This window comes from Trueperaceae bacterium (assembly GCA_036381035.1).
In the GTDB taxonomy this organism is placed as follows: Bacteria; Deinococcota; Deinococci; order Deinococcales; family Trueperaceae; genus DASRWD01.
Window position 1 is genome coordinate 1 of record DASVDQ010000091.1, and the last position, 25983, is coordinate 25983.

25 protein-coding genes are annotated in these 25983 nt (G+C 73.0%); 15 read left to right on the forward strand and 10 right to left on the reverse strand.

Features of this window, described 5'->3' with window-relative positions; all coding sequences use genetic code 11:
- From VF202_10565 to VF202_10585, 5 genes are all read right to left on the reverse strand, one after another.
- Positions 1 to 398: ATP-binding cassette domain-containing protein (locus VF202_10565; protein ID HEX7040548.1), on the reverse strand; the 398-nt coding region annotated here is incomplete at its 3' end.
- 61 nt (positions 399 to 459) lie between these two features.
- On the reverse strand, positions 460 to 1182 hold the full coding sequence (locus VF202_10570) for an ATP-binding cassette domain-containing protein (protein HEX7040549.1): 723 nt from the start codon (positions 1180 to 1182) through the stop codon (positions 460 to 462).
- Positions 1160 to 2119: a branched-chain amino acid ABC transporter permease gene (locus tag VF202_10575; protein ID HEX7040550.1), complete on the reverse strand. Its 960-nt coding sequence runs from the start codon at positions 2117 to 2119 to the stop codon at positions 1160 to 1162. Before VF202_10575 ends, VF202_10570 begins: the two co-directional genes overlap by 23 nt.
- A 65-nt stretch (positions 2120 to 2184) precedes the next feature.
- Positions 2185 to 3066, reverse strand: coding sequence for a branched-chain amino acid ABC transporter permease (locus VF202_10580; protein HEX7040551.1), 882 nt, complete (start codon positions 3064 to 3066; stop codon positions 2185 to 2187).
- 33 nt (positions 3067 to 3099) lie between these two features.
- Positions 3100 to 4290: an ABC transporter substrate-binding protein gene (locus VF202_10585; GenBank protein ID HEX7040552.1), complete on the reverse strand. Its 1191-nt coding sequence runs from the start codon at positions 4288 to 4290 to the stop codon at positions 3100 to 3102.
- A 218-nt stretch (positions 4291 to 4508) separates the two neighbouring features.
- Here VF202_10585 and VF202_10590 point away from each other — a divergent pair, with 218 nt between their 5' ends.
- The 5 genes from VF202_10590 to VF202_10610 all read left to right on the forward strand — a co-directional run bounded on the left by VF202_10590 (position 4509) and on the right by VF202_10610 (position 8490).
- The gene (locus tag VF202_10590; GenBank protein ID HEX7040553.1) at positions 4509 to 6095 is read left to right on the forward strand and encodes a Na/Pi symporter; all 1587 of its coding nucleotides are present in this window, start codon (positions 4509 to 4511) and stop codon (positions 6093 to 6095) included.
- 42 nt (positions 6096 to 6137) lie between these two features.
- Positions 6138 to 7373, forward strand: a complete 1236-nt coding sequence (locus VF202_10595) for a GNAT family protein (protein ID HEX7040554.1) — start codon at positions 6138 to 6140, stop codon at positions 7371 to 7373.
- A gap of 175 nt (positions 7374 to 7548) precedes the next feature.
- Complete coding sequence (locus tag VF202_10600) at positions 7549 to 7899, forward strand: hypothetical protein (GenBank protein HEX7040555.1); 351 nt, start codon at positions 7549 to 7551, stop codon at positions 7897 to 7899.
- Positions 7900 to 7942: 43 nt separating this feature from the next.
- The gene (locus VF202_10605) at positions 7943 to 8158 is read left to right on the forward strand and encodes a heavy-metal-associated domain-containing protein (protein HEX7040556.1); all 216 of its coding nucleotides are present in this window, start codon (positions 7943 to 7945) and stop codon (positions 8156 to 8158) included.
- A complete protein-coding gene (locus tag VF202_10610) occupies positions 8155 to 8490 on the forward strand; it encodes a metal-sensitive transcriptional regulator (protein HEX7040557.1) in 336 nt (111 codons plus the stop codon). Before VF202_10605 ends, VF202_10610 begins: the two co-directional genes overlap by 4 nt.
- 90 nt (positions 8491 to 8580) lie before the next feature.
- Here the strand turns inward: VF202_10610 and VF202_10615 are convergent, their stop codons facing one another.
- The 3 genes from VF202_10615 to VF202_10625 all read right to left on the reverse strand — a co-directional run bounded on the left by VF202_10615 (position 8581) and on the right by VF202_10625 (position 11677).
- Positions 8581 to 9486, reverse strand: coding sequence for an NmrA family NAD(P)-binding protein (locus tag VF202_10615; GenBank protein ID HEX7040558.1), 906 nt, complete (start codon positions 9484 to 9486; stop codon positions 8581 to 8583).
- Between the two features lie 68 nt (positions 9487 to 9554).
- Positions 9555 to 11165, reverse strand: a complete 1611-nt coding sequence (locus VF202_10620; GenBank protein HEX7040559.1) for a gamma-glutamyltransferase family protein — start codon at positions 11163 to 11165, stop codon at positions 9555 to 9557.
- Positions 11162 to 11677 carry an Lrp/AsnC family transcriptional regulator gene (locus VF202_10625; protein HEX7040560.1) on the reverse strand — a complete coding sequence of 172 codons (516 nt, stop codon included), beginning with the start codon at positions 11675 to 11677 and terminating at the stop codon, positions 11162 to 11164. Before VF202_10625 ends, VF202_10620 begins: the two co-directional genes overlap by 4 nt.
- A gap of 217 nt (positions 11678 to 11894) precedes the next feature.
- Here VF202_10625 and VF202_10630 point away from each other — a divergent pair, with 217 nt between their 5' ends.
- Genes VF202_10630 through VF202_10640 form a run of 3 tightly spaced genes read left to right on the forward strand, consistent with a single transcriptional unit; the run spans position 11895 to position 15267 of the window.
- Positions 11895 to 13412, forward strand: a complete 1518-nt coding sequence (locus tag VF202_10630; GenBank protein ID HEX7040561.1) for an ABC transporter substrate-binding protein — start codon at positions 11895 to 11897, stop codon at positions 13410 to 13412.
- Between the two features lie 23 nt (positions 13413 to 13435).
- Positions 13436 to 14380 carry an ABC transporter permease gene (locus tag VF202_10635; protein ID HEX7040562.1) on the forward strand — a complete coding sequence of 315 codons (945 nt, stop codon included), beginning with the start codon at positions 13436 to 13438 and terminating at the stop codon, positions 14378 to 14380.
- Positions 14377 to 15267, forward strand: a complete 891-nt coding sequence (locus tag VF202_10640) for an ABC transporter permease (GenBank protein ID HEX7040563.1) — start codon at positions 14377 to 14379, stop codon at positions 15265 to 15267. Before VF202_10635 ends, VF202_10640 begins: the two co-directional genes overlap by 4 nt.
- A 10-nt stretch (positions 15268 to 15277) precedes the next feature.
- On the opposite strand, the gene VF202_10645 is transcribed toward VF202_10640, so the two are convergent.
- Positions 15278 to 16348, reverse strand: a complete 1071-nt coding sequence (locus VF202_10645) for a hypothetical protein (GenBank protein HEX7040564.1) — start codon at positions 16346 to 16348, stop codon at positions 15278 to 15280.
- Positions 16349 to 16588: 240 nt separating this feature from the next.
- Here VF202_10645 and VF202_10650 point away from each other — a divergent pair, with 240 nt between their 5' ends.
- The 5 genes from VF202_10650 (at position 16589) to VF202_10670 (ending at position 22059) form a co-directional block, all read left to right on the forward strand.
- On the forward strand, positions 16589 to 17728 hold the full coding sequence (locus tag VF202_10650; protein HEX7040565.1) for an ABC transporter substrate-binding protein: 1140 nt from the start codon (positions 16589 to 16591) through the stop codon (positions 17726 to 17728).
- Between the two features lie 127 nt (positions 17729 to 17855).
- Positions 17856 to 19088, forward strand: coding sequence for a branched-chain amino acid ABC transporter permease (locus VF202_10655; protein ID HEX7040566.1), 1233 nt, complete (start codon positions 17856 to 17858; stop codon positions 19086 to 19088).
- Positions 19085 to 20476 carry a branched-chain amino acid ABC transporter permease gene (locus VF202_10660; protein ID HEX7040567.1) on the forward strand — a complete coding sequence of 464 codons (1392 nt, stop codon included), beginning with the start codon at positions 19085 to 19087 and terminating at the stop codon, positions 20474 to 20476. The genes VF202_10655 and VF202_10660 overlap by 4 nt, the downstream gene beginning before the upstream one ends.
- Before the next feature lie 3 nt (positions 20477 to 20479).
- On the forward strand, positions 20480 to 21286 hold the full coding sequence (locus VF202_10665) for an ABC transporter ATP-binding protein (protein HEX7040568.1): 807 nt from the start codon (positions 20480 to 20482) through the stop codon (positions 21284 to 21286).
- Positions 21283 to 22059: an ABC transporter ATP-binding protein gene (locus VF202_10670; protein HEX7040569.1), complete on the forward strand. Its 777-nt coding sequence runs from the start codon at positions 21283 to 21285 to the stop codon at positions 22057 to 22059. Before VF202_10665 ends, VF202_10670 begins: the two co-directional genes overlap by 4 nt.
- A gap of 15 nt (positions 22060 to 22074) precedes the next feature.
- On the opposite strand, the gene VF202_10675 is transcribed toward VF202_10670, so the two are convergent.
- A complete protein-coding gene (locus tag VF202_10675) occupies positions 22075 to 23292 on the reverse strand; it encodes an MFS transporter (GenBank protein HEX7040570.1) in 1218 nt (405 codons plus the stop codon).
- Between the two features lie 222 nt (positions 23293 to 23514).
- Here VF202_10675 and VF202_10680 point away from each other — a divergent pair, with 222 nt between their 5' ends.
- The gene (locus VF202_10680) at positions 23515 to 23688 is read left to right on the forward strand and encodes a hypothetical protein (protein HEX7040571.1); all 174 of its coding nucleotides are present in this window, start codon (positions 23515 to 23517) and stop codon (positions 23686 to 23688) included.
- Positions 23685 to 25982, forward strand: a complete 2298-nt coding sequence (locus tag VF202_10685) for an alpha-glucosidase (GenBank protein HEX7040572.1) — start codon at positions 23685 to 23687, stop codon at positions 25980 to 25982. Before VF202_10680 ends, VF202_10685 begins: the two co-directional genes overlap by 4 nt.
- Position 25983 lies beyond the last annotated feature (1 nt).

The window sequence follows — 25983 nt, forward strand, 5'->3', positions numbered from 1 at the left end:
CCGGCCGGGACCCGGCGCTTGTCGTAGAGGTCGGGGAAGAGCTCGTAGACGGCCGCGAACCCCTCCTTGCGCCTGGCGCGCGCCGGCCTCAGGTAGGCGCCGAGGCCCAGGTTCTCCTCGACCGTCATGTCGGGGAAGAGCTGCCTGCCCATGGGGACGTGCGCGAGGCCGCGCAGCGCCAGCTCGTGCGGGGTGAGCCCGGTGACGTCCTCGCCCCCCAAGACGACGCGCCCGCGCCACGGACGGATCATCCCCGACACCGCGCGCAGGATCGTCGACTTGCCGCTGCCGTTGCCGCCGACCAGGCCCACGAGCTCGCCGGCGCCCACGCCGAGGCTGACCCCGAACACGACCTGCAGCTCGCCGTAGCCGAGGTCGGCGTCCACGAGCTCGAGCACCGGCTCCGGCGGTGGGGCGGCGTCCGGCGACGCTGCCGCCGGCGCGGGGGCCGCGCGGGGCTCACTCATCCTCGTCGACCCCCAGGTAGGCCTCGACGACGCGCGGGTCGCTGACCACCTCCCGCGGCGCCCCCCTGGCGATGAGCTCGCCGAAGGCCAGCACGTAGACCTCGTCGCAGAGCTCCGTGACCGCCTGCATGATGTGCTCGACCATCACGATCGCCATGCCGGTGCGCGCCAGGCCGCGGACGAACTCGATCATGTCGCGCAGCGCCGGCGGGTTCAGGCCGGCCATCAGCTCGTCGAGGAAGAGCACCTGCGGCTCCGTCGCCAGGGCCCGCGCCAGCTCCAGGCGCCGCCGGCGAGCGAGGTTGAGGTCGCCGGCCGGCTGCAGCGCCCTGTCGCCGAGTCCCACGGTGTCGAGGGCGGCGCGCGCTCGACGCTCGGCCTCGCGCCTGTCGGCGGTGCGGAGGAACGCGCTCACCAGCACGTTCTCGAGGACCGTGAGCGCGGAGAAGGGCCTCTCGACCTGGAAGGTCCTGCCCATGCCGAGGCGCGTGCGCGCGTAGGCGGGCAGGCGCGTGACGCGCCGCCCGAGCAGCCTGACCTCGCCGCGGGCGCGCACGTGGCCGGTGAGGGCGTTGAAGAGGGTCGTCTTCCCGGCGCCGTTCGGCCCGATGAGCCCGACGATCGCCCCCTGCGGCACGCTCAGCGACACGCCGTTCACGGCCGTGAGGCCGCCGAACGTGACGGTGACGCGCTCAGCCTCGAGCGCTGCGGGCATACCGCCTCCTCACGAGCCGCCTGTTCAGCTCGCCCACGAGCCCGTGGGGCGCGAACAGCACGACGACGACGATGAGAGCGCCGTAGATGAGCAGGTTCGCCTCGGCGAACGCGTTCCTGAACAGCTCGGCCGCCAGGGTGAGCAGGGCCGCGCCGACGAGCGGGCCGAACAGCGTGCCGCGCCCGCCGATGATCGCGACGAGGGCGATGCGCACCGAGAGGTGCAGCTCGAACATCGGCTGGGGCTGCAGCGCGGACAGCACGACGCCGTAGAGGCAGCCGCCCAGCGCGGTGAGGGCGCCGGAGATCGCGAAGGCCCGCAGCTTGACGGCCTCGGGGTCCACGCCGGCGGCCTCCGCCGAGGGCTCGTCCTCGCGCACGGCGCGCATCTGGTAGCCGAGGCGCCCGTGCGTGATCACCGCCACCACCGCCAGCGCCAGCAGCAGGTACCCGAGCGCGAACCAGAACTCGACGGCGCGGTCGAAGAGGTCGAGCCCGAACGGCTCCTCGAGGTCGAAGATGAACAGGCCGACGGCGCCGCCGGTGAGCCCCCGCTGGTTGATCGCCACGAGCCTGAGGATCTCGGCCACGGCGATCGTCGAGAGCACGAAGTAGGAGCCGCGCAGCCGGAACGTCACCTTGCCCCACAGCAGGGCCAGGGCGGCCGCCAGCGCCATCGCCAGCAGGGCGCCCCACCACGGGGCCAGGTCCCAGCGGTTGGCCGTGACGCCGATCGTGTAGGCGCCCAGTCCCACGAACGCCGCGTGCCCCAGCGAGGTCTGGCCCGACCAGCCGCCCAGCAGGTCCCAGGCGCTCGCCCAGCCGGCCAGGAGCATCAGGTTGACGCCCAGGGTGCGGTAGTCGGGCAGGAGCAGGAACCAGGCCAGGCCGAGGAGGGCGACGCCGCCGAGGCGCAGCCACGCGCCCCGCGGGCTCATGCGCGACTCCCGTGCGGGCTCATGCTCGGCTCCCGAGCGGGTTCATGCGGCCTTCCCCCACGGGCTCATACGCGCTTGACCTCGCGCCCGAACAGGCCCTGGGGCCTGAAGAGGAGCACGAGCAGGAACGCGAACAGGCCGTAGGCGTCGCGGTAGCCGGACGAGAGGTAGGAGGCGCCGAGGAACTCGACGACGCCCAGCAGGAGACCGCCCCCGATCGCCCCCGGCACGCTGCCGAGGCCGCCCAGGACCGTGACGACGAACGCCTTGAGCGTGTAGCTCGAGCCGACGGTCGGCACCGCGAACAGCAGCGGGGCGAGGATCACGCCGGCGCACATCGCCAGCGCCATGCCGACTCCGAAGACCAGCGCGTGGACCCGCCGCGTGTCGATGCCGACGAGCTCCGCGCCCAGGCGGTTCTGGGCGGTGGCGCGCACGGCGCGGCCCACCTCGGTGCGGTTGAGGAGCAGCCACAGCGCCGCGATCACGACCAGCGTGATGCCGCCGGCGATGAGCTGCGCCACCGGCAGGCGCACGCCGCCCACGCCCACGGTCGCGGTGGCGTAGGGGACGTAGATCGAGGCCGGCTCGGCGCCGAACAGCAGGAACAGCGCGTTGGCGACGACCAGCGAGAGGCCGAGGGTGGCGAGCAGGGTGCTGTCGCCCGGCGCGTCGACGAGGCGGGAGAGGGCGATGCGCTGGACGACCCAGCCCGCGATCACGCCGCCCGGCAGGGCGATGGCCAGCGTCAGGTAGGGGTCGAAGCCGAGGTCGCGGAACAGCGCGATGGCGAGGTACATGCCGATCGCGACGAAGTCGCCATGCGCGAAGTTGATCACCCGCATGACGCCGAAGATCAGTGACAGCCCCACGCCGATGAGCGCGTAGATGCCCCCGATCAGCAGGCCGCCGGTGACGTTCTGGAGGAGCGGGACGAGCCCTTCCACCTCGTCAGCTCGCCCCGCTCCTAGGACCCTGGCTCAGCGCTCGGCCCAGGAGGGCGTGTCGACCATCGGGCTGATGACCTGCCCGTTCACGTAGACGGTGACGAACTGGCCGTCCTGCACCTGCTGCGCGACCGCGGGCAGCCGGGCCTGGTTCGTGTAGCCCTGGTAGTCGGTGAACGAGATCGGCCCGTAGACGGTGGTCGGCATGTTCGTGGCCTCGAGCGCGGCCCTCACGTCCTCGGGCGAGAACGACGCGGCGCGGCTGAGGACGTCGACGGCCGTGATCACGGCGGCGTAGGCCTGGGCCGCGTGGTAGCTGGGCGTGCGTCCGAGGACCTCGGCGAGCCTGTCGTTCAGCTCCTGGGCGCCGGGGTAGGGCACGTCCTTCGTCCACATCGTGGCCGTGTAGACGTAGTCGGCGGCCGGTCCGGCGCCCTCGATGAAGTTCGGCAGGGCGAAGCCCGCGGCGCCGCCGGCGAACACCTTGGCGTCGAGGCCGACCTCCTGGATCTGCCTGGCCAGCGCGACCGAGTCGGCGGCGTAGGAGACCATGAACACGATGTCGGGGTTCAGGCCCTTGAAGCGGTTGAGGATGGGCCTGAAGTCGGAGCCTGACTGGTCGTAGTCCTGGCGGTCGAGCACCGTGTAGCCGCGCTCCTCGGCGAGGAGGTCGACGGCGTCGGCCACGGCGGTCTCGAAGGCGCCGTTGCCGTGGACCGTGACGATCGTCTGGAGGTAGTCCTCGCCCTTGTCCGCCCTGATCTGGTCGAAGACGTCGAAGAGGATCTCGGCGTAGGCGAACGACGGCTGGTTGATGCGGAAGACCCACTCCGAGCCGGGCCGGGTGATGGCGTCGTCGGAGGAGGTGAACACGAGGAACGGGCGCTCCTGGCGCGTGAAGTACTGCGCCAGCGGGTTGGTGATCGAGGAGGAGTAGGCGCCCATGACGAGCGGCAGGTCCTGGTTGACGAGGCGCTCGGCCGCGGCCAGGGCGGCGTTCACGTCGGAGGTGTCGTCCTCCCACACGATCTCGACCGGCCTGCCGTTGATGCCCCCGGCGGCGTTGACGTCCTCGAGGGCCACCTGGATGCCGGCCTGGTGCTGCTCGCCGAACTCGGCGAAGCGGCCGGTGATGCTGGTGATGACGCCGATGCGGACGGGTTCCTGGGCCAACGCCACGCCGGCCATGAGGACGGCGAGGACGATGGCGACTCGCGACAGCATGGTTCCCTCCTAGCGCACTATGGCTTGTGGACTGACCCGCGAAGGTTATCACGCGTCCCGCTCCGCGCGGACCCCGCCGCGGACGGTGGGAGACACGGCGCGCGCGTCCGCGGGCGGCGGGTCGGGTGCGCGGGGTCACGTTTCACGGGGCCGCGCCGCGGCTTCGTCATAGACTCACTCCTCGACGGCGCCCCGGGCGCGGAAGGGACGTAGGCGGCATGCTCCTCACGATGCTCGGCGGCCTCGCGCTGTTCCTGCTGGGCGTCAACCGCGTCTCGGAGGGGCTGGAGGCCGCCGCCGGGCCCACGGCGCGGCGCTGGATGGCCGCCGCCACGGGCTCGCCCGTCGCGGCCCTCGGCACCGCCACGGCCGTGGGCGCCATGACGCAGAGCGGCACGGCGCTGGCCGTGACGGCGCTGACGATGGTCGCCACGGGCATCGTGTCGCCCGCCAGCGGGCTCGCGATGTCGGTCGGCGCCAAGCTCGGGGCCACCGGCGCGATCCAGCTGGCGGCCTTCAACGTCTCCGAGTACGCCCTGCCGCTCGTGGGAGTCGGCTTCTTCCTCTCGCTGTGGGGGCGTGGCCGCGCGCTGGGCGGCCTGCTCCTGGGCGTCGGCCTGCTGTTCCTCGGCCTCGACCTGACCGTCGACGCCATCGAGGGCCTCGCCGAGGGCGAGGTGTTCCGCCTCGTCATGGCCGCCGCCGAGCAGCAGCCCCTCTCGCTGCTCCTCGTCGGGGTGGTGCTGGGCGCCGTGCTGGCCAGCTCGAACGCCGGCGCGGCGGTGGCCATCGGCCTCGCGGCCAGCGGGGCGGTCTCGCTGCCCACGGCGTTCGCGCTGGTGGCGGGCGGCAACCTCGGCGGCACGTTCCTGCCGCTGGTCGTGTCGCGCGGCCTCGACTCGGCGGCGCAGCGCGTGGCGATCTCGCACGTGATCGTGGCGGGTCTGGCGGCCATCGCCGTGGTCTTCGCCGCCCACCCGACCGCCGAGCTGCTGGCCCTGCTGGGCGGCGACGGCGCCAGGCAGGTCGCGAACGCGCACACCTTCTTCAACCTCGCCGTCGCGCTCGTCGCCACGGCGCTGGGCGGCCCCGTGACCCGCCTGGTGGCGCTGATAGTGCCGACCAGCGAGGACGACTCGACCCCGAAGTACCTCAGGCGCGACGCGCTCGGCGACCCCGCGCTGGCCATCAAGCTCGCCCTGCGCGAGACCGTGCGGATCAGCGACCAGGTGGCCGTGATGGCCGAGCTGGCCGTGGCGAACCTCGGCTCCGGCAAGTGGGACCCGGGGCCCATAGAGGGCCGCGAGGCGAAGACCGACAGGCTCACGCGGGAGGTCGTCGACTACCTCGCCCAGCTCCGCAGCCAGAGCGACGAGCAGAACGACGCCAGCGAGCGGCTGATGCTGGTGGCCACCGAGCTCGAGAACGTGGGCGACCAGATCAGGCGCCTCTACCGGCGCGAGCAGCGCCTGCGCCGGGAGGGCATCGAGTTCAGCGAGCAGGGCAGGGCGGAGCTGGTGTCCACCGCGGCCATGGTCCTCGAGAGGATGAGGCTGTCCTTCACGGCGCTGGCCACCGCCGACGTGGAGATGGCCAGGCAGGTGATCGAGGGCCGCAAGGCGCTGGAGGAGCACGTGGCGGACATGCGGCTGGCGCACCTGGCCCGGCTCGAGGCCCGCCTGGCGCAGTCGCGGGCGTCCAGCTCCCACCACCTCGAGGTGCTCACCCTACTTAGGCAGGTCGACGCTAGCGTCACGCGGGTGGCCGGGTGGATCCTCGACATCTACGCGCCCGCTACCGACTGAGGGGCGGCGACGCGGCCGCCGGGCCGAGGGCGGGGACGTGCGATGATCCGGGCGGAGGTCGAGGTGGGCGACTCTCGTCACCCCAACTACCCGGCACCGGACCACTGCTTCGCGCTGAGGCTCGACGACGAGCTGGCGCTGCGCCTCACCGAGCTGCACCACGCCGCCGGCGTCTACGAGCTGGTGGAGCGCGACCGCGAGCACCTGCGTCGCTGGATCCCCTGGACCGCGACGGCCACGCGGGAGTGGGTCGAGGAGCTCGTGGCCGACGAGCTCGCGCGCTTCGGCGCGGGGCGCGGCTGGCGCGCCGAGCTGTGCTACCGCGGCGAGCCGATGGGCCTGATCTGGCTGCACGAGTGGGGCGGCGCGGGCGGCTCCACGGAGGTGGGCTACCTCGTCGCCAAGGAGCACGAGGGCAAGGGGCTGGTCACGCGCAGCCTGCGCGCGCTCATCGACCACTTCTTCGCGGAGCGGGGCGTGGGCCGGGTGGCCATAGGCCTGGATGCGCGCAACGAGCGCTCCCTGGCCGTGGTGCAGCGCCTGGGCCTGCGGCCCGAGGCGGTGCTGCGCCGCGTGATCGTGGTCGACGGCGAGCCCGCCGACCTCAGCATCTTCGGGCTGCTGCGCGAGGAGTACGAGCCCCCCGCCGGCGCGGCACGCGCGGCGGACCGGCCGCCGCGCTTCGCCCTGCGCGCCGACCCGGACGACGACGTCTACCTGGCGCTCTTCGAGCGCGACGACGCCGCGGACCTCTACCGGCTCGTGGAGGCCAACCGCGAGCGCCTGGCACGGTGGATGCCGTGGGCCAGGTCGGGCGGGCCGGAGGCGCAGGAGCGCTTCATCGTCGAGCAGGCCATGCCGTCTTTCGCGCGCGGCCACGGTGTGGAGGCGGCGATCTGGCGGGGCGGGGAGCTCGTGGGCGCGGCCGGCGTGCACGACGTCGACGCCCGGTCGCGCAGCGGGGCGGTCGGCTACTGGATCGACGCGCGCCACGAGGGCCAGGGCGTCGTCACGAAGGTCGTGAGGGCCCTCGTCGACCGCTGCTTCAGCGAGCCCCTCCTGGGCGGGGAGCCGTTCGAGCGCCTCGAGGTCCTGGCCCAGGTCGAGAACCTGCGCAGCCGCGCCGTCGCCGAGCGCCTCGGCTTCACCTTCGAGGGCGTGCTGAGGCGCCAGAACCTCGGTCCCGACCGGCCCGACATGGCCGTCTACGGCCTGCTGCGCAGCCAGTGGGAGGCGAGCGCCGCGTCCCCTCGCTCCGCCGCGGTCGTGTCCCGGTAGCCGCCCGCGCACGGGCTCACTTCGTACTCTCCCAGCGTCTGCCGCGGGCCGACCATCCCGGCCCGGCGGACCCGCTCGGTAGCCCATGGCACGGGCATGCCCGTCTCATGTGGGCAACCTAGGTTGAGCGCATCCGCCGAGGCACCGCCGACGCTCGGCGGGAGGAGGCACCCACATGGAGCGCCGCGAGGGACGTCCGGGGCAGCAGCAGGACCGGCGCCTCGAGGAGCTGGAGGCCCGCGCCGAGGCCATCGCCGAGGAGCTGAGCTACCGGGAGCGCCTCGAGTACGAGGAGCGCCACGGGGCGGGCAAGGACGCTCGCCTCGCCGAGGGACGAGGCGACCTCGAGCTCGACGAGGCCGGCGACCAGTCGTTCCCCGCCTCCGACCCGGCCTCCGCCGCGCGCACCGGCGACGCCAGGTCGCAGCAGCGGGCGCTCGACGCCGAGCTCGACGAGGCGCTCGACGACACGTTCCCGGCCAGCGACCCGCCGGCGATACTGGCGCCCAAGGGTCCCCCCGAGTAGGCCGGCCCACAGCACCCCACCCGGGGTGGGGTAGAGTGGGGCCATGAGCGAGACGACCACCGACCTCAGGATCGAAGGCATGAGCTGCAACCACTGCGTCGCCGCCGTCAAGGGCGCGCTCGAGAGGGTGCCTGGCGTCGCGGAGGCGCGGGTCGACCTCGCCACCGGCACGGCCAGGGTCGTCGGCACCGCCGACGCCGCCCAGCTCGTCGCCGCCGTGACAGGCGAGGGCTACAGGGCCGCGCCGCTGCAGCCGTGACCGACGCCGCGGACGCCGGCACGGCGCCGGCGCGGGGCGCCCCGGACGCAGACCACTGCCTCCACCTCGACCCCCAGACCCGCCAGGACGCCGCGCTCAGGCTCAAGAGCGTGCGCGGCCACGTGGACGGCGTGCTGCGCATGCTCGAGGACCCCGACGTCTACTGCGTGGACGTCCTCAAGCAGGTCAGCGCCGTCCAGGGCGCGCTGAAGAAGGTGTCCGAGGCCGTGCTGAGGGCACACGTGCGCGACCACGTCGCCACGGCCGCCCAGCGTGGCGACACCGAGGCGATAGTCGAGGAGCTCATGGAGGCCCTCAAGTACAGGCCGTGACGGCGCGGGGCGAGCTCGCGGCCGGCGTCGCCGCGGCGCTGGGCCGAGCGGCGAGCCGCGGCCCTGCGGCGCGGGCCGAGCGCCCGGGGGTCACGCCGGTTGCGGGGCCAGCGCCCGGCGCAGGAACGCGTCGATGCCCGTGAGCCCGACCCCGTAGCGGTCCGCGACGCCCCTCTCGACGGTGTCGAAGGCCGGCGCCACCGCGTGCAGCGTCAGCAGGTGGGTGACCACCGACCTCACCTCGGGCGCGACCGTGGTCACCTCGGCGCCGATGGGGACGTAGCGGACGCCCAGCTGCGCCCCCATGAGCCTCCCGATGCGGGCTACGACATCGGGGAAAGTGGCGCGCTCCGCTGCCAGGTGGACGACCTCGGCCGGCCCGGTACGCTCGTCGCGCGCCAAGTAGGCCGCGACGGCGGCGACGTCCGGCTCGTCCACGAACGCGGTGGCCTGCGAGCCGTCGCCCACGAGCTCGACGACCCCGCCGCCGAGCTGCGCGCCGACGAGGAACCCGATCCAGTCGCCCATGAAGCGCCCCGGACGCAGGATCACGTGGGGCACCCCGCTCGCGCGCACGGCTTCCTCGCCGCGCCACTTGTCCTGGAACACCCCGGGAGGGGCGTCGGGTCCGGCGCCGCCGGCCGAGACCAGGAGCAGCTTGTCCACCCCCGCCGACGCCGCAGCGCGTGCCAGGTTGGCGGTGCCCGACGCGTCGACGGCCGCCGTCGTGTCGGGGGGCGCCCGCTTCGTGCCGGAAGCCGTGCTCACGACGACGCGCACGCCCCGCAGCGCCGCCCGCAGGCTCCCGAGGTCGTGGAGGTCGCCGTGCACGACCTCCGCGCCCGCCCGCCTCAGCTCGTCCGGGTCCGTGTGCGCTGCGGCGGACCGGGCCGGCGACGACTCGCGCACCAGCGCCCGGACCTCCTCGCCGTCCTCCAGCAGCCTCTTGGCGATGCTCCCGCCCAGCGTCCCCGTGGCTCCCACGACCAGGTACATGACCGACCTCCTTCGCGGTCATGGGACCAGCCGTGGCGTCACACCGGCGTTACAGCGCGGGCGCCGGCTCAGAACCCGACGGCCTGACCGTCCTTGCGGTGGTCGCTGCCGGCCACGTAGCCGCCGCCCGCCAGGCGCGCGATGAGCTGGGCGCCGCCGAAGGCCCCCGCCTCGTGCGGCTCGGTGACGCGCACGTCGTGGCCGCGGTCCGCGAGCTCCTGCACGACCTCGGGCGGGAAGCCGGGCTCGAGCAGCAGCCGGCGGCCGCCCGCGACCTGCCAGCGCGGGGCGTCGCTGGCCGCCTGCGGGTTCTGGCCGTGGACGACCATCCGCAGCGTCACCTGGAGGTGGCCCTGCGGCTGCATCGGCCCGCCCATCACGCCGAGCGCCGCCAACGCCGTGCCGCCGCTCGTGAGCATGCCGGGGATGATCGTGTTGTAAGGGCGCGCGCCGGGGGCCACGGCGTTCGGGTGGCCCCGCACCGTGGAGAAGCAGTTGCCGCGGTTGGTCAGGGCGATGCCCGTGCCGGGCACCACCACGCCGGAGCCGAAGCCGCGGTAGTTCGACTGGATGAAGGACACCATCATCCCCGACGAGTCGGCGGCGCAGAGGTAGACGGTGCCGCCGGGGCGCGGCTCGCCGTGGCCGGGGTCGCCGGCGCGCCGGCGGTCGATGAGGCGGGCGCGTTCCGCCAGGTAGCCGTCGTCGAGCAGGTCGCGCGGGTCGAGCCCCATGCGCGCGGGGTCGGCCACGTGGGCGTGCGCGTCGGCGAACGCCAGCTTCATGGCCTCCACCTGGACGTGCACCCAGTCGGCGCTGTCCACCTCGAGCTCCTCGACGCCCGCCAGGCGGGCCAGCGCCAGCGCCTCCAGCGCGGCGATCCCCTGGCCGTTGGGCGGCAGCTCCCACAGCTCGTACCCGCCCACGCAGGCGCTCAGCGGCTCGACCCACTCGGGGGCGTGCGCCGCCAGGTCCTCGTGGGACATGGCCGCGCCCTCGGCCCGCGCGTGCGCGACGAGCGCGTCTCCCAGCTCGCCGCGGTAGAGCGCCTCCCCCTTCGTCTCACCGATGAGCCTCAGCGACCTGGCGTGCGCCGGCGAGCTGAATGTCTCGCCGGCGGCCGGCGCCCTGCCGCCGGGCATGAACGCTGCCGCGAAGTCCTCGCGGCGCCCGAGGTGCTCGACGGCGCGGGCCCACTGGGCGGCTATGAGCGGCGAGACGGGGAAGCCCTCCTCCCCGTAGCGCACGGCGGGGCCGAGGACGGTCTCGAGCGGCATGCGCCCGAAGCGCTCGGACAGCGCCGCCCAGGCCGATGGGGCGCCGGGCACCGTGACCGCGTCCCAGCCGACGCGCGGGACCTCGGCGAGGCCCAGGTAGCGCTCGGGGTCGAGGCCCAGGGGCGAGCGTCCCGAGGCGTTCAGGCCGTGCAGACGCCGGCCGTCCCACACCAGGGCGAACGCATCGGAGCCGATGCCGTTGCCCGTGGGCTCCACGACCGTGAGCGCGGCCGCCGTCGCGATCGCGGCGTCGACGGCGTTGCCGCCGCGGCGCAGCATCTCGAGCCCGGCCTGGGCGGCCAGCGGCTGCGAGGTGGCGACGACGTCGCCGGCCATGACCGGCTGGCGCGACGAGGCGTAGGGCAGGTCCCAGGTGGGTTCGTACTTGGCGTGGGCGCTCAACTTCTCCTCTTCCCTTCGGCCGGCAGCTCCGTCGCGCCGGGCTCCCCGTCCGCCTCGGCGAACCAGGCGCGCCACTCCCACGAGCTCTTGAGCACGTCGGCGAGCTGCAGGGTCTCGGTGCTCACGATGTCGGGGGCGAGGCGGGGGAGCTCCACGGCCACGAAGTCGTGCAGGGCGCGGATGTCGCGGTGGAGGGTCTGGATCACGACGTCGGCGGAGCCCAGCGAGACACCGACGAACCTCACGTTGGGGAGCTGCGCGAGCCTGCCGGCGACGTCGTGCACCGTGCCGGGGCGCGTCCTGATCAGCGTGATCGCGGCCGTGCTGACGCCCAGCGAGAGCGGGTCGCCGACGGCCGTGATGCGGATGAGGCCGGCGTCCGAGAGGCGGTTCACGCGCGCCCTCACGGTGGCCTCGGCGATGCCGAGGTCGCGCGCGATGTCGCGGTAGGGCCGGCGCCCGTCCTCCTCCAAGGCCACGATTATGCGCTTGTCGAGGTCGTCTATGCGCACGGGCTCCCTCCCCTGCCTGAACTGGCGCGAGCGCGGCCCGCGGACTACGCCGGTTCAGCCGCGAGCATAACGTGCCGCGCCGACCTGCGCATCGCGCGGCGTTCCGAGCCTTCGACGTTGACCATGCGCGGCGCTGCGTACTAGTCTTCGCGCGAAGGGCAAACGCCGGCCGTTAGCGACGACACCGCTCGTCGCGGCCGGCGCCGGGAGGGGAACCATGGTCGCGAGTCTCAGGCGTCATCTGGCCGTCGTCACGGCGGCGGTCCTGGTCACCGCCGCCCTCGCCCAGTCCACGCTTCGCATCGGGCTGGCCGAGGACCCGGACATCCTCGACCCAGCGCTGGCGCGCACCTACGTGGGGCGCATCGTGTTCGCCAGCCTCTGCGACAAGCTGTTCGACATCGACACGTCCGCGAACATCGTGCCGCAGCTCGCCACCGGCTACACGGTGTCGGAGGACGGGCTGACCGTCACCATCGACCTGCGGACCGACGTGGTGTTCCACGACGGCACCCCGATGGACGCCGAGGCCGTGAAGTACAGCCTCGACAGGGCCAAGAACCTGCCCGGCTCGAACCGCGCCAGCGAGCTCGAGCAGCTCGAGTCCGTGAGCGTGGTCGACGCCGACACCGTCGAGCTGCACCTGACCACGCCGTTCGCGCCGCTGATCGCGCAGCTCGCCGACCGCGCCGGCATGATCGTGTCGCCGACGGCGGCCGAGGAGCTCGGCGAGGACTTCGGCAACGCGCCGGTGTGCGCGGGGCCGTTCCGGTTCGTCGAGCGGGTGGCGCAGGACCGCATCGTCCTCGAGAAGTTCGAGGACTACTACCGGGCCGACGAGATCAACTTCGACAGGGTCGTGTTCCTGCCCATCCCCGACACCAGCGTGCGCCTGGCGAACCTGCAGTCTGGCGACCTCGACATGATCGAGCGCCCGGCGCCGACGGACCTCGGCGTCATGCGCTCCGACCCCAACATCGTCATCCCGAGCGTCCCCAGCCTCGGCTACCAGGGCATCACCATCAACATCGCCAACCCCGAGCCGCGCACCGACCCGCTGTCTTCCGACCCGCGCGTCCGCGAGGCGTTCGAGCTCGCGATCGACAGGAACACGATCAACGATGTCGTCTTCGGCGGCGAGTTCGTGGTGGGCAACCAGCCGGTGCCGCCGTCGAGCCCGTGGTACGTGCCGGAGATCGCTGTCCCCGAGCGCGACGTCGAGAGGGCGCGTCAGCTCCTCGACGAGGCCGGCGTCGACCGCGTGCAGTTCGAGATGATGGTCGCGAACAACCCCGAGGCGATCAGGGTGGGCGAGGTGATCCAGGCGATGGCCGGCGAGGTCGGCTTCGACATCACGCTGCGCGCCACCGAGTTCGCGACCGCGCTCGACCTCCAGGAGCAGGGCCAGTACGCCGCGTTCCCCGTCGGCTGGTCGGGACGCATCGACCCGGACGGCAACATCCACCAGTTCCACACCTGCGAAGGGGCGCTGAACGAGTCGGGCTACTGCGACCCGGAAGTGGACAGGCTGCTGAACGAGGCGCGGGCGGCGCCGACCATGGAGGCCCGCTACGACCTGTACCGGCAGGCGCTGGAGCGCTACCTGCCCGACAGGCACATCATCTACCTCTACCACACGGTCCTGTTCTTCCCGCACCGGGCCGACCTGCAGGGCTTCCAGGCGTACCCTGACGGTCTGATCAGGCTGCAGGGGGTGAGCCTCGCCCAGAACTAGCGGCCTGAGGTAGGGAGAAGCCAGTGCTGCCCTTCGTCGGTCGGCGAGCGCTGACGGCGATACCGACGCTGTTCATCGTGACGCTGATGGTGTTCGCCATCCAGCGCTCGCTGCCCGGCGACCCGGCGCTGATCCTCGCGGGCGAGCAGCAGGACCCGGAGGTCATCGCCTTCATCAGGCAGAAGTACCGGCTCGACGACCCGCTGCCGGTCCAGTACGTGGCCTGGCTGGCGCAGCTCGCGCGCGGCGACCTCGGCCTGTCGCTGCGCACGAACGAGCGCGTGCTGGGGCTGATCGGTTCGAAGCTGCCGGTCACCATCGAGCTGGCCGTCCTCTCTATGCTCGTGGCCGTGGCGATAGCGCTGCCCATCGGCGTGCTCGCCGCCGTCAGGCGCGGCACCGCCGTCGACTACGGCGGCACCGTGTTCGCGCTGACCGGCATCTCGGTGCCGAACTTCTGGCTCGGCATCATGCTGATCCTCCTGGTCTCCGTGCAGCTCGGCTGGCTGCCCGCTTCCGGCTACGTGCCGCTCTCCGAGGGCGTCTGGGAGAACCTCAAGCGGATGATCATGCCGGCGTTCGTGCTCGGCACGGGCCTGGCCGGGGTCCTCATGCGCCAGATGCGCTCCTCGATGCTCGGCGTGCTGAGGCAGGACTTCGTGCGCACCGCGCGCGCCAAGGGCCTGCGGGGCGCCGCCGTCGTCGTCCGCCACGCCGCGCGCAACGCGCTCATCCCCGTCGTGACGATCCTCGGCCTGCAGCTGGGCGCGCTGCTGTCCGGCGCCGTCCTCACCGAGCAGGTCTTCACGATCCCCGGCTTCGGCAAGCTCATCGTGGACGCCGTGTTCAACCGCGACTACGCCGTGGTGCAGGGCGTCGTGCTCATCACGGCCACCGGCTACATCCTCATCAACCTGGTCGTCGACGTGGCCTACGCGGTGCTCGACCCGCGGATCGGCGCGCGGTGACCGTCGAGGCCCTCCCGGCCGCGAAGGCCGGCGCCCAGGAGGCCGCGGCGCGCGGAACGCTGGGACGCCCGCTGCGGCGCCTGCTGCGCCGTCCCCCCGCCATCATCGGCGCCGTGGTCATCGTCGCGTTCGTGGCCGTGGCCGTCCTGGCGCCGTGGCTGGCCCCCTACGACCCGTCGCGCCCCGACTTCCTCGCCGTGCGCCAGCCGCCTTCGGCGGAGTACCCGCTCGGGACCGACGAGATCGGCCGCGACGTGCTCTCGCGCACGCTCTTCGGCGCCCGCGCCAGCCTCGTGGCCGGCGTGATCTCGGTGGCGATCGCCGTGGGCATCGGCGTGCCGCTCGGCCTGCTCTCCGGCTACTACCGCGGCGCCCTGGACGAGCTCATCATGCGCGTGACCGACGCCGTGCTGTCGTTCCCCTTCCTGATCCTCGCCATCGCACTGGCCGCCGCGCTCGGCCCCAGCCTGACGAACGCCATGATCGCCATCGGCATCGCCACCACGCCGACGTTCGTGCGGCTGACGCGCGCCCAGGTGCTCTCGGTGGCGGCCGAGGAGTACGTGCAGGCCGCGCGGGCTCTGGGCGCCTCCGACGCGCGCATCATCGCCAGGCACGTCTTCCCGAACAGCTTCGCGCCGCTGCTCGTGCAGTCCACGCTCACGATCGCTCAGGCCGTGATCGCCGAGTCGGCCCTGTCGTTCCTGGGCCTGGGCGTCCAGCCGCCCACGCCCTCCTGGGGCGGCATGCTCAACACGGCCAAGAACTTCCTCGTCCAGGCGCCGTGGATGGCGGTGTTCCCGGGCCTGTCGATCTTCCTGACCGTGCTGGCCTTCAACCTCTTCGGCGACGGCCTGCGCGACGCCCTCGACCCGCGAGACGAGTGAGGCGGCGCGCCTAGCGCAGCGCCCCCAGCACCCGCGAGCCGAGGAGCGCCAGGCCGAACTGCTCCCTGATGAACTCCTCGAGCGTCATCGTGCCGTCCTCGAACGTCAGCTCGAGGTTCTCGCCGGGCACGCCGTCGCCGTCGGCGTCGTCGAGCACGCCGTCCCAGGTCACGGCCAGCTCGCCGTCGATGGTCAGGCGGCCGTTCGTCAGGGCCAGACCGGTAGTTTCCGCCGTAGAGGGGTCGGTGACGGGCGCGAAGTCGGTGGCGAAGCCGACGCTGCCCTCGCCGTCCTCGGCGTCGACGCCGGCGTCGACGCGCAGCCGGCCGGAGGTCACCTTCCCGTCGGTGATCTCGCAGGTCGCCTCGTCGCGCGTGATGTCGAGCTCGAGGCTCGCGTCCCAGTCCACCCACGCCCGTCCGGCGGGCACCGTCAGCTCGAGGCCGCCCGAGCCGTCAGCGGTGGCCGTCGCCTCGCCGGCGTCGACGCTGAACCCCACCATGTCCACGACGAGCGTCGCGTCGCCGTGCGTCACCTGGCCGTCCAGGTAGAGGTCGCCCGGCTCGGTAAGCGTGCCGCACTGGTTCTCCGGCCAGGTGCCGGTCTGGTCGAGGTCGACCACGACCTCCCCGTCCACGGTGAGCGTGGCGTTCGCCCCGGTGGGCAGCTCGACCTGACCGCCGGCGGCGAGCGTCCGCGTCACGGTCGGCCCGGAGGCGTCCCAGTCGACGAGCAGCTCGGCCGGCAGGCCATCCGGGTCAGTGGTCCAGTCGAGCTCGAGGTCGTCGGAGTCGCCGACCTGCACCCAGGTGCCGCTCTCGGAGTCCAGCTCGTAGACGCCGCGAGGGAGCTGGTGACCGTCGCCCTCCGGCAGGCCGGCCGGCGCGATGTCGTCCAGCGCCTGGCCGAGGTCGGCGACCGCCGGGTCGGCGAGCACGCCGCCGGCCCCCATGCCCAGAGAGCTGACCCTGTCGGCGGCCTCCGCGGCCGTCATCGTCGGCCCGGAAGGCGTGGGGGAGCAGGCGGCGAGGCTGGCCGCGAGCGCCAGGGCTACCGCGGCGCGTGTGGCGTGTCTGCGCATATCTCCTCCGATCGCGGCGCCGGTCCTCCCCCCGGCGCTCCCTCGAGGCTGAGGATAGCGGGGCAGGACGTGAGGCGTTGAGCACACTCGCGTTTCCCCGCGCTCGCGTCCCTTCGTTGACAGCCCCCGTGGACGCGCCTATCATCGCGCTGTCGGCCACGACGCAAGAAGTCGCCCTGGGACGCGTTTCCGCGTGGCCCCGCGGGCCAGAGGGCAACCGCTCACGTTGGGAGGAACGGGATGAGAAGGTTCGTTCTGTTGTCGGCTCTGTTCGCCGCGCTAGGCGCCGCGGCGGCGCAGGAGCCCATCGTCATCGGCGTCAACCTCGAGCTGTCAGGGCGCATGACCGTGACGGGCAACGACACGCTCAACGGCATCAGGGTCGCCCACATGCAGCAGGACGAGGTCCTCGGCCGCCCGATCGAGCTCTCGATCTGCGACAACGCCAGCACGCCGGAGGGCTCGATCGCCTGCGCGAACCGCTTCGTCGACGAGGGCGCCGTGGCGGTGCTCGGCACCTACGCCTCCTCCCACTCGATCCCGGCCGCGGGCGTGCTGCAGGACGCCGGCGTCGTGATGGTGTCGACCGGCTCGACGAACCCGGCCACCACGCAGGTGGGCGACTTCATCTTCCGCATCCCCTACACCGACCAGTTCCAGGGCCGCGTCGCGGCCCAGTGGGCCTGGAACGAGGGGCACGGTGAGCGCGTCGCCATCTTCAGGCAGCAGGACGACGACTACTCGGTCGGCCTCAGCGGCTTCTTCCAGGAGGCGCTCGAGGAGATGGGCGGACAGACCATCGTCCTCGACTTCACGGCCAACACCGTCGACTTCTCGGCCCAGATCAACGACCTGCGCTCGTTCGACCCGACGATGATCTACTACACCGGCTTCTGCGCCGAGGCGGCGACGCTGATCCCGCAGGTCAGGCAGCAGGGCTTCGACGTGCCGATCCTCGGCGGCGACGCCTCCGACGACGCGCAGTGCCCCGAGGGCGGCGGCCAGGCGTTCGACGGCTACACGTTCACGAGCTTCGGCGAGCCCGAGGTGCTCTCGGGCGAGGCCGCGGAGCGTGCCACGGCGTTCGGCGAGGTCTACCGCGAGCAGTACCCCGACGCCGGCTTCACCGGCTTCGTGCTGGCCGGCGCCGACGCCTACAAGGTCGTCGTCGCGGCGATCGAGGCCGCCGGCTCCGACGACCCGGCCGCCGTGCGCGACGCCCTCATGCAGCTCGAGAACTTCCCCGGCGTCTCGGGCGAGATCACCTTCGTAGGCACCGACGGCACGCCCGCGAACCGCGTGATGGGCCTCTACGCCTACGCGGTCGCCGACGACGGCAGCTGGGAGAAGGTGGTCATCAGGGGCATCCAGCTCGAGTGAGGCGAGGACAGGCGCGCCGCGCTCACGTGCCGGCAGCGCCCCACAGGCGGCGAGGGCCCCCGGCGGCCCTCGCCGCCGCCTGTTATCGTGTTCGGGTACCACTCAAGGCTAGAGACGGGGTAGCAGCTTGACCACGCCAGCCCATGCCGCCACGCCGCACGGACCCTCCCGGCGAGGGGCCGGCCTGGCGCGCCGGCTCGCGCCGTGGTCCGCGGCCGCGGTCGTGGCCGCGCTGGCCGTGTGGCGCATGCTCTACCTGCACGGCGTCAACGACAACTTCAACGCGGCCTTCTTCGCCGGGGCCGTCGTGAGGTCGCTGCAGCTCGGCTCCCTCTACGCCCTCATCGCGCTCGGCTACACGATGGTCTACGGCATCATCCGCCTCATCAACTTCGCCCACGGCGAGGTCTTCATGGTGGGGGCGTTCGCGGCCTACTTCCTGTTCAGCGCGACCCCGTACCCGTGGCCCGTCGCGGTGCTGGTGGCGGCCGTCGTCGCCTACGGCTTCCTGCGCTTCCTCGGGTTCTTCCGCGTGCTCGGCCGCCCCGTGGTGCTGGCCGCCGCGTCCTCGTGCTTCGTCGCCGTGGCCTTGGCCCTGGCCTCGGTGCGGCTCGGCTGGCTCGGCGCGATGGTCGCGAGCATGTTCGTCACCGGCGTCCTCGGCATGGCCATCGACCGCGTCGCCTACAAGCCGCTGCGCGGGGCGCCGCGCAACTCGATGCTGATCACGGCGATCGCCGTGTCGTTCTTCCTGCAGAACTTCGGCCTGCTGGCGTTCTCGAACCGGCAGACGCCCTTCCGGCCGCAGTCGTTCTTCACCGGCCAGCTCACGTTCCCGGTGGCCGGCGAGACGGTGTTCACGACCTGGATGGTCGTGCTCGTCCCCGCCGTCACGCTGGTCCTGGTCCTGGTGCTCACGACGCTGGTCACGCGCACGCGCCTGGGACGGGCGATGCGCGCCACCTCGCAGGACGCCGAGACCGCGCGCATGATGGGCGTCGACGTCGACAGGGTCATCTCCTCCACGTTCCTGCTCGGCTCGATGCTCGCCGCCGCGGCCGCCGTGATGTGGGGCATGAGCTTCGGCAGCATCAACCAGCCGGCGATCTTCGGGGTGCTGCCGGGCATCAAGGCGTTCGCCGCCGCGGTCATCGGCGGCATCGGCAGCCTGCCCGGCGCCGTGATCGGCGGGGTGCTGCTGGGCTTCCTCGAGAACTTCCTCACCGCGCTGTTCCCGCGCGTCGGCTCGTTCAGCGGCATCACCGAGTACAAGGACACGTTCGCGTTCCTGGCGATGATCCTGATCCTGCTGCTCAGGCCCTCGGGCATCGTCGGCGAGGACCTCTCGGAGAAGGTGTGACAGAGCGCCCCCGCCCCTCCGGCCAGCGCGGCGTCACGCTCAGGCGCCTGCTCAACATCGCGTCAGCGGCGGCGCTGCTCGTCGCGCTCTACCTCGTGAGCACGCAGGGCAGCGTGAAGCTGGGCCAGGTGTTCGCCCTGTTCGCGGTCTGGGGCATCGCCACCGTGAGCCTGAACCTCATCAACGGCGTCACGGGCATCCTCTCCCTCGGCCACCACGGCTTCATGCTGATAGGCGGCTACGTCACCGGCCTGCTGATGCTCCCCGAGGCCGCGCGCGAGAACCTCCGGTTCTCGGCGCGCAACTCGCTCTCGGACTTCGCCATAGGCCTGTCCGTCGAGCGCTGGATGTCCGCCCTCGGCCTCGACGCCCTGGCCACGCCCGAGACGATCGGCGTGCGCTTCGTGATCGCCCTGCTGCTCGGCGGCCTGCTGGCGGCCGTGTTCGGCCTCGTCGTCGGCTTCCCGTCGCTGCGCCTGCGCGGCGACTACCTCGCCGTCGTCACGTTCGCGTTCGGCGAGGTGATAAGGCTGCTGGCCTCGACGCCGCTGCTCGCCTCCTACACGAACGGCGCCCTGGGTTTCGCCGGCGTGCCCAGCGGCTTCGGCAAGAGCGTGTGGTGGACGTTCGGGGCGCTGGCGATAACCGTGTTCGTGTTCGCGCGGCTGAAGAAGGGCTCGTACGGACGGGCCCTGCAGGGCATACGCGAGGACGAGATCGCGGCCGAGGCCATGGGCGTGAACGTCGCCTACCACAAGGTGCTGGCGTTCGTGATCTCGGCGTTCTTCGCCGGCGTGGCGGGCGGCCTGTGGGTGAGCTGGGTCGGCACGGCGCGGCTCGACCTCTTCCTCTTCTCCCTGACCTTCTACTTCCTCGTCGCGATCTCGGTGGGCGGCACGGGCTCGATCACCGGCGCGCTCATCGGCACCGCGCTGGTCGTGTGGGTGCGGCAGTACGGGGACCCCCTCGAGCAGGCCTACCCGCTGGCGACCTGGGCCGGGGCCGCCGGGGCCGTGCTGGTCGTGGCGGCTCTCCTCGGCTACCTCTACCGGCGCAACAGGCGCATGCGCCCCGCCCTCCACCCACTCGCCGTGGGCGCGGCGGCGGTGGGGCTCGTCGTCGCGGCCCTCAGCCTGTTCGGGGTCCTCGACGAGGCCCTGGCGCGCCGTTGGCAGGGCTTCGGCATGAGGGCCATCGCCCTCTCGGTCCTGCTCGTCGTGATCATGGTGTTCAAGCCCGCCGGCATCATGGGCCGGCGCGAGTTCGAGTGGACGTGGCTGCTGCGCGACGCGCGCGACGTGCCCACCGAGGAGGAGCGCCGTCAGGACGCCTGGCTCGAGGCCGGCGCCGGCGCGACGGCTCCCCGACCGCGCGGGGCGGAGGAGTAGGCGGTGCTCGAGATCGAGTCGGTGAACAAGGCCTTCGGCGGCCTCCAGGCGATCTCGCAGCTCTCGCTGCGCGTCGAGCAGGGCGAGATCGTCAGCGTGATCGGCCCCAACGGGGCCGGCAAGACCACGCTGTTCAACCTCGTCACCGGCGTCTACCGGCCCGACTCGGGGCGCATCGTCTTCGAGGGCCGGAGGATCGACGGCCTGCGCCCCAACCAGATCGTGGACCTCGGCATCGCCCGCACGTTCCAGAACCTCAGGCTCTTCAACAACCTCACGGTGCTGCAGAACGTGCTCATCGCCCAGCACCACCGCCTGCGGACCACCTGGCTGGCCAGCGTGCTGCGCACCCCGGGCTACGTGCGCCAGGAGCGGCGCATGCACGAGGTCGCCATGGAGAAGCTGGCCTTCTTCGGCCCGCGCCTGATGACGTTCCGGCTCGAGCAGCCCGTCGAGGTGCTCTCGTACGCGAACCGCCGCCGCACCGAGATGGCCCGCGCGATGGCCACGGGCGCCCGCCTGCTGCTGCTCGACGAGCCCAGCGCCGGCATGAACCCGCGCGAGACGGCCGAGATCACCGAGATCATCAGGCGCATGCGCGACGAGGGCGGCTACACGATCATGCTCGTCGAGCACAAGATGAACCTGGTCAAGGACATCTCCGACCGCGTCGTCGTCCTCGACTACGGACGCAAGATCGCCGAGGGCTCGTACGACGAGGTCGTGAACGAGCCCGCCGTCATCGAGGCCTACCTCGGCAAGCGCGCCACCCGCGAGGGCGTGCCCGCCGGGCTGGGGCTGGAGCCGTGAGCGCCGAGGCGGCGTCGCGCCCGGCGGCGGGGCCCGCCGGCGCCGCGTCGGCGGGGCGCGAGAAGCTCCTCGAGCTGAGGGGAGTCGACACCCACTACGGACCCATCCAGGTCCTGAGGAACGTCGACATGGTCATCTACCCGGGCGAGATGGTCTGCCTGCTGGGCGGCAACGCCTCGGGCAAGAGCACGACCCTGAAGACTGTCCTCGGCCTCGTCAGGCCCAGCGCCGGCGAGGTGTGGTACCGGGGCGAGCGCGTCGACGGCCTCACCACGGCCGAGCGCATCGCGCGCGGCATGGCCGTCGTGCCCGAGAACCGGCGCATCTTCCCGAAGCTGACGGTGCTCGAGAACCTCGACATGGGCGCCTACCTGCGCGACGACAAGGACGGCATCCAGGAGGACCTCGAGTACGTCTTCACCCTCTTCCCACGCCTGGGCGAGCGTCTGAACCAGCTCGGCGGCACGATGTCGGGCGGCGAGCAGCAGATGCTGGCGATGGGCCGGGCGCTGATGAGCCGGCCGCGCCTGATCCTCATGGACGAGCCGTCGATGGGCCTGGCGCCCCTGTTCGTCGAGCGCATCTTCGAGATCATCAAGCAGGTCAACGAGCGCGGCATCAGCGTCTTCGTGGTCGAGCAGAACGCGAACATCGCGCTGCAGGTCGCCGACAGGGGCTACGTGCTGCAGACGGGGGAGGTCGTCCTGCAGGGCGACGCGCGGGACCTGCTGCAGAACGAGGCCATGAAGCGCGCGTACCTCGGCGAGGTCTGAGGGCGCGGCGCCGGCCTAGTCCGCCGCCCGGCTCGGCTGGGCCGCGGCCGCGAGCGCCGCGCGGTTGCGCTTGAAGACGTACGTCACCAGCGCCGCGGCCGGCAGGAGGAAGGCGAAGCCGAGCGCCACCGCCGGACCGATCCCGATGGCCTCCTGCAGCGCGCCGAACGCGATGTAGACGACGCCGGCCGTGCCCCAGGTGAAGCCCATGAGCAGCCCGGACGCGGCCGCGACGTCGTTCGGGGCCAGGTCCTGGGCGCTGAGGACGAGCAGGGGGATGCTGGCGTTGGTCAGCATGCCGGCCAGGGCGACGCAGGCGTAGAAGGGCAGGCCTCCCGCGTCGAGCGCGAGCGTGAGGAGCAGGAAGGGCAGCGCCGCGAGCATGCACGAGACCATCAGGCGCAGGCGACCGAACCGGGTCTCGAGCAGGCCGGCGAGGATGGTACCGGCCGAGGCGGAGGCGCTGTAGATGCCGAGCGTGAGGCCTATGGCCGGCGCGTCGGGCGCGAAGCCGCGGACGTTGGCGAGGAACAGGGGCATGCCGCTCGTGAAGCTGATGAACGCCATCGCCCGCAGGATGCCGGCCGCGGCCAGGGCGCCGACCGGACCGCGCACCAGCGCGAGGTCGATGAGACGGCGCGGGCGCCCGGCCGTCGCCGCCGGCGCCTGCGGCGGCGCGAAGAGCAGCAGCGCCAGGCCGAAGGCGACGCCTACCACCGAGAGCAGCGGCACGTAGCCGGCGCCGAGGCTGCGCACGACCCACAGGATCACGACCGGCATCAGGGCGGTGCCCAGCGACCCGCCGGCCGCGAAGAGGCTCATGCTCACGCTGCGCTGCGCGCCCGTGTCGCGGGCCAGCGACGCGGCGGCCGGGTGGAAGATCGCCGAGCCCAGGCCGCCGAACGCGAGGACGAAGAAGAGGGACCACACGCTGCCGACGACGGAGACGAAGCCCATCAGCGTGGAGCCGACGATCAGCCCCAGCGCCGCCGACTTGCGCCGGCCCCACCTGTCGACGAAGCCGCCGAAGACCGGCTGCAGGACGTTCGAGGAGAGCGAGATGACGGCCACCGCCACGGCCAGCACCGCCTCGCCGAGGCCGAGGCGGTCCTGCAGGGTGGGCAGGAAGACGGGCAGGACGTTCGTGAACGCGTCGTTCGCCGAGTGCGAGAAGGTGAGGAGGAAGGTGAGGCTCAGGCCGGACAACGCCGTCCGCCTCGCTGACGCGGTCACGGCCTAGAACGTACCAGGCGGGGGCGGCCGCCAGCGCGGCGCAAGATAGCCGGCGCTCGCCGGGGTCTCGGACCAGCGCGGCGGGTGACGGCCGGCGTCCCCCGAGGCCTCGGACGAGCACGGGCGGCGCCCAAGAGGAGCCGCGACGCCGTCCACCGGAGGCCCGGCGCCGCCTCGCCCGGCTGCGGGCCGGGCCGCCGCTGACTTAGACTACGCCTGCCCATGAGAGGCGCGTCCTCCCGGCCCCTGCTCGCGCTCGCCCTCGCCGCCGGCGGCGCGCTGGTCCTCTACCGCGCGTTCACCGGCGGCGGGCCCGTCGCCTACTTCGTGTCCGCGGTCCTCTTCGGCATGGCGCTCGCGGCGTTCCAGGCAGGGCGCAGGCCGCCGGGCGGATGACCGTCGGGAGGCTCGGCTCCGGCGTCGCCAGGCTGGCGACGCTGGCGTACCGCTCCGCGTTCACGCCCCCGCCCGCCCGGGCGGGGAGGTTGGTCCTCGAGGGCGACGCCCGTCCGGGCGCCTGGCGCGTGGGCGTCTTCGATGTCGTGCTGCGGCCCGACGGGCTGGTCGTGAGGCACCCCCGCAGCCCCGGCGGCGTCGCCATGTCGTCGGCGCGCCCGGGGGGCTTCGCCGCCGCCGTGAGCGGCGAGGTGCGCTTCGCGGGCGTGGCCGGTCACCTCGGCGTGGAGGAGCGTGTGGTGCGGCGCCTCGCGGACCAGACGGTCGCCTCGGTGGTCCACGCGGGCGGCGAGCTGAGGCTCGAGGGCCGTTTCCTGCACAGGGACGCCGCGGGCGGCCCGCCCTACGCGGCCACGTTCCGCGCCGTGGACGGCGAGACCCTGGAGCTGGAGCTGCGCCTCGGCCGGGCGGGGGAGCCCGCGGACCTCCGCGGCGGCACCGCGGGTCCCAGGTATCACGCGCCTCGCCTGTGGGCCGAGCTGCTGTGGGAGCGCCAGGCCGGCAGCAGCGTGTTCGGCGGCGGCGTGCAGTTCAGCCGCGTCGACCTCGCCGGCCGGCGCCTGCCGGTCCTGACCGCCGAGCAGGGCGTGGGCAGGGGCGCCCAGCCCCTCACGCTCCTCGCCGAGCTCTACGCCGGGGCGGGCGGCCGGTGGTGGAGCACCTACGCCCCGGTGCCGGTCCTCCTCGGCAGCGACCTGCGCGGCCTCTACCTCGTCGACACCTACCCCATGCAGCTGGACCTCAGGCACGAGACCACGGCGAGCGTCCGGGTCTACGCCCCGTCGCTGACGGCGCGGATCGTGGCCGGCTCGAGCCCCGGCGAGCTCCTGGAGGCCTACACGCGCCACGCCGGCCGCATGGAGCCGCTGCCGGACTGGGCCGACAAGGGAGCTTTCGTGGGCCTGCAGGGCGGCAGCGAGAAGGTGCGTCGCGTCGTCACGGACCTCGAGCGCCACGGCGCGCCGCTGGCCGGGGTGTGGCTGCAGGACTGGGTGGGGAACAGGTCCGTCGGCTTCGGTCAGCGCCTGTGGTGGGACTGGCAGCTGAACCCGGACCGCTACCCCGACTGGGGCGACCTGACGGCCTGGCTCCGCGAGCGCGGACTGGCGGCTCTCGTCTACGTGAACCCCTTCCTCGCCGACATGTCGCGGCGCCCCGGCGGACGGCCCGACCTGTTCTCCGTCGCCAAGGCGCAGGGCCGCTTCGTGAAGACGCGCTCCGGCGAGGCCTACATGACGGACCAGGGCGACTTCGAGGCGGGCCTCGTCGACCTCAGCGACGACGGCGCCGTGGAGTGGTACCTGGAGACGCTGGCGGAGAGGCTGGCCGAGACGGGCGCCGGCGGGTGGATGGCCGACTTCGGCGAGGGCCTGCCGTTCGACGCCGTGCTGGCGAACGGCACGGCGCACGAGTGGCACAACCGCTACCCGGAGGCGTGGGCGGCGTTCAACCGGCGGCTGCGCGAGCGCCTGGCCGAGCGTCTGGGCCGCTCGCCCGGCGACCTCGTGACGTTCTTCCGCTCCGGCTACACCCGCAGCCCGCGCGACGCCGGCCTCTTCTGGCTGGGCGACCAGACCGTCACGTGGGACGAGCACGACGGCCTGCGCAGCGCGCTCACGGGCCTGCTCTCCTCGGGCTTCGCCGGCTACAGCCTGCAGCACGGCGACGTCGGCGGCTACACGTCCACCGTCGCCCCGCTGCCCAGGCGCGTGAGGACGCGCGAGCTGCTGGCCCGCTGGGGCGAGCTGATGGCGTTCACGTCGTTCCTGCGCAGCCACGAGGGCAACAGGCCCCAGCTCAACGTGCAGGTGTACACGGACGAGCTGACCCTGGCGGGCTTCGCGCGCGCGGCGCGCACCTTCGTGGCCTGGCGCGGCCTGCGGCGCGAGCTGATGGAGGAGGCGAGCTCCCGGGGTCTGCCCGTCGTGCGGCACCCCTGGCTGGCCTACCCCGAGGACCCGGCGACGCGGCGGCTGCACGGCCAGTTCTTCCTCGGCCGCGGCGTGCTCGTGGCGCCGGTGACGCACCCGGGCCGCGCGTCCGTGAGCGCGTACCTGCCGGCCGGCTCGGGTCTGTGGACCGACCCGTACACGGGCGTCACGCACGACGCCGGCGACGGCGGGACGGTGGAGCTGAGCGCGCCCCTCGGGCGGCCCGGCGTGCTCGTCAGCGAGGCGCTCGCGGGAGGTCGCGCGCTGTCCGAGGCGCTGAGGGCGGCGGCGGAGCCGGGCTAGC

What these genes read in the sequence shown, in the direction of transcription:
- VF202_10645 (HEX7040564.1), bottom strand. Translation starts at nt 16,348, where the DNA reads ATGCGCAGACACGCCACACGCGCCGCGGTAGCCCTGGCGCTCGCGGCC.
- VF202_10615 (HEX7040558.1), bottom strand. Translation starts at nt 9,486, where the DNA reads ATGTACCTGGTCGTGGGAGCCACGGGGACGCTGGGCGGGAGCATCGCC.
- VF202_10585 (HEX7040552.1), bottom strand. Translation starts at nt 4,290, where the DNA reads ATGCTGTCGCGAGTCGCCATCGTCCTCGCCGTCCTCATGGCCGGCGTG.
- VF202_10575 (HEX7040550.1), bottom strand. Translation starts at nt 2,119, where the DNA reads ATGAGCCCGCGGGGCGCGTGGCTGCGCCTCGGCGGCGTCGCCCTCCTC.
- VF202_10590 (HEX7040553.1), top strand. Translation starts at nt 4,509, where the DNA reads ATGCTCCTCACGATGCTCGGCGGCCTCGCGCTGTTCCTGCTGGGCGTC.
- VF202_10605 (HEX7040556.1), top strand. Translation starts at nt 7,943, where the DNA reads ATGAGCGAGACGACCACCGACCTCAGGATCGAAGGCATGAGCTGCAAC.
- VF202_10600 (HEX7040555.1), top strand. Translation starts at nt 7,549, where the DNA reads ATGGAGCGCCGCGAGGGACGTCCGGGGCAGCAGCAGGACCGGCGCCTC.
- VF202_10650 (HEX7040565.1), top strand. Translation starts at nt 16,589, where the DNA reads ATGAGAAGGTTCGTTCTGTTGTCGGCTCTGTTCGCCGCGCTAGGCGCC.
- VF202_10595 (HEX7040554.1), top strand. Translation starts at nt 6,138, where the DNA reads ATGATCCGGGCGGAGGTCGAGGTGGGCGACTCTCGTCACCCCAACTAC.
- VF202_10570 (HEX7040549.1), bottom strand. Translation starts at nt 1,182, where the DNA reads ATGCCCGCAGCGCTCGAGGCTGAGCGCGTCACCGTCACGTTCGGCGGC.
- VF202_10685 (HEX7040572.1), top strand. Translation starts at nt 23,685, where the DNA reads ATGACCGTCGGGAGGCTCGGCTCCGGCGTCGCCAGGCTGGCGACGCTG.
- VF202_10680 (HEX7040571.1), top strand. Translation starts at nt 23,515, where the DNA reads ATGAGAGGCGCGTCCTCCCGGCCCCTGCTCGCGCTCGCCCTCGCCGCC.
- VF202_10630 (HEX7040561.1), top strand. Translation starts at nt 11,895, where the DNA reads ATGGTCGCGAGTCTCAGGCGTCATCTGGCCGTCGTCACGGCGGCGGTC.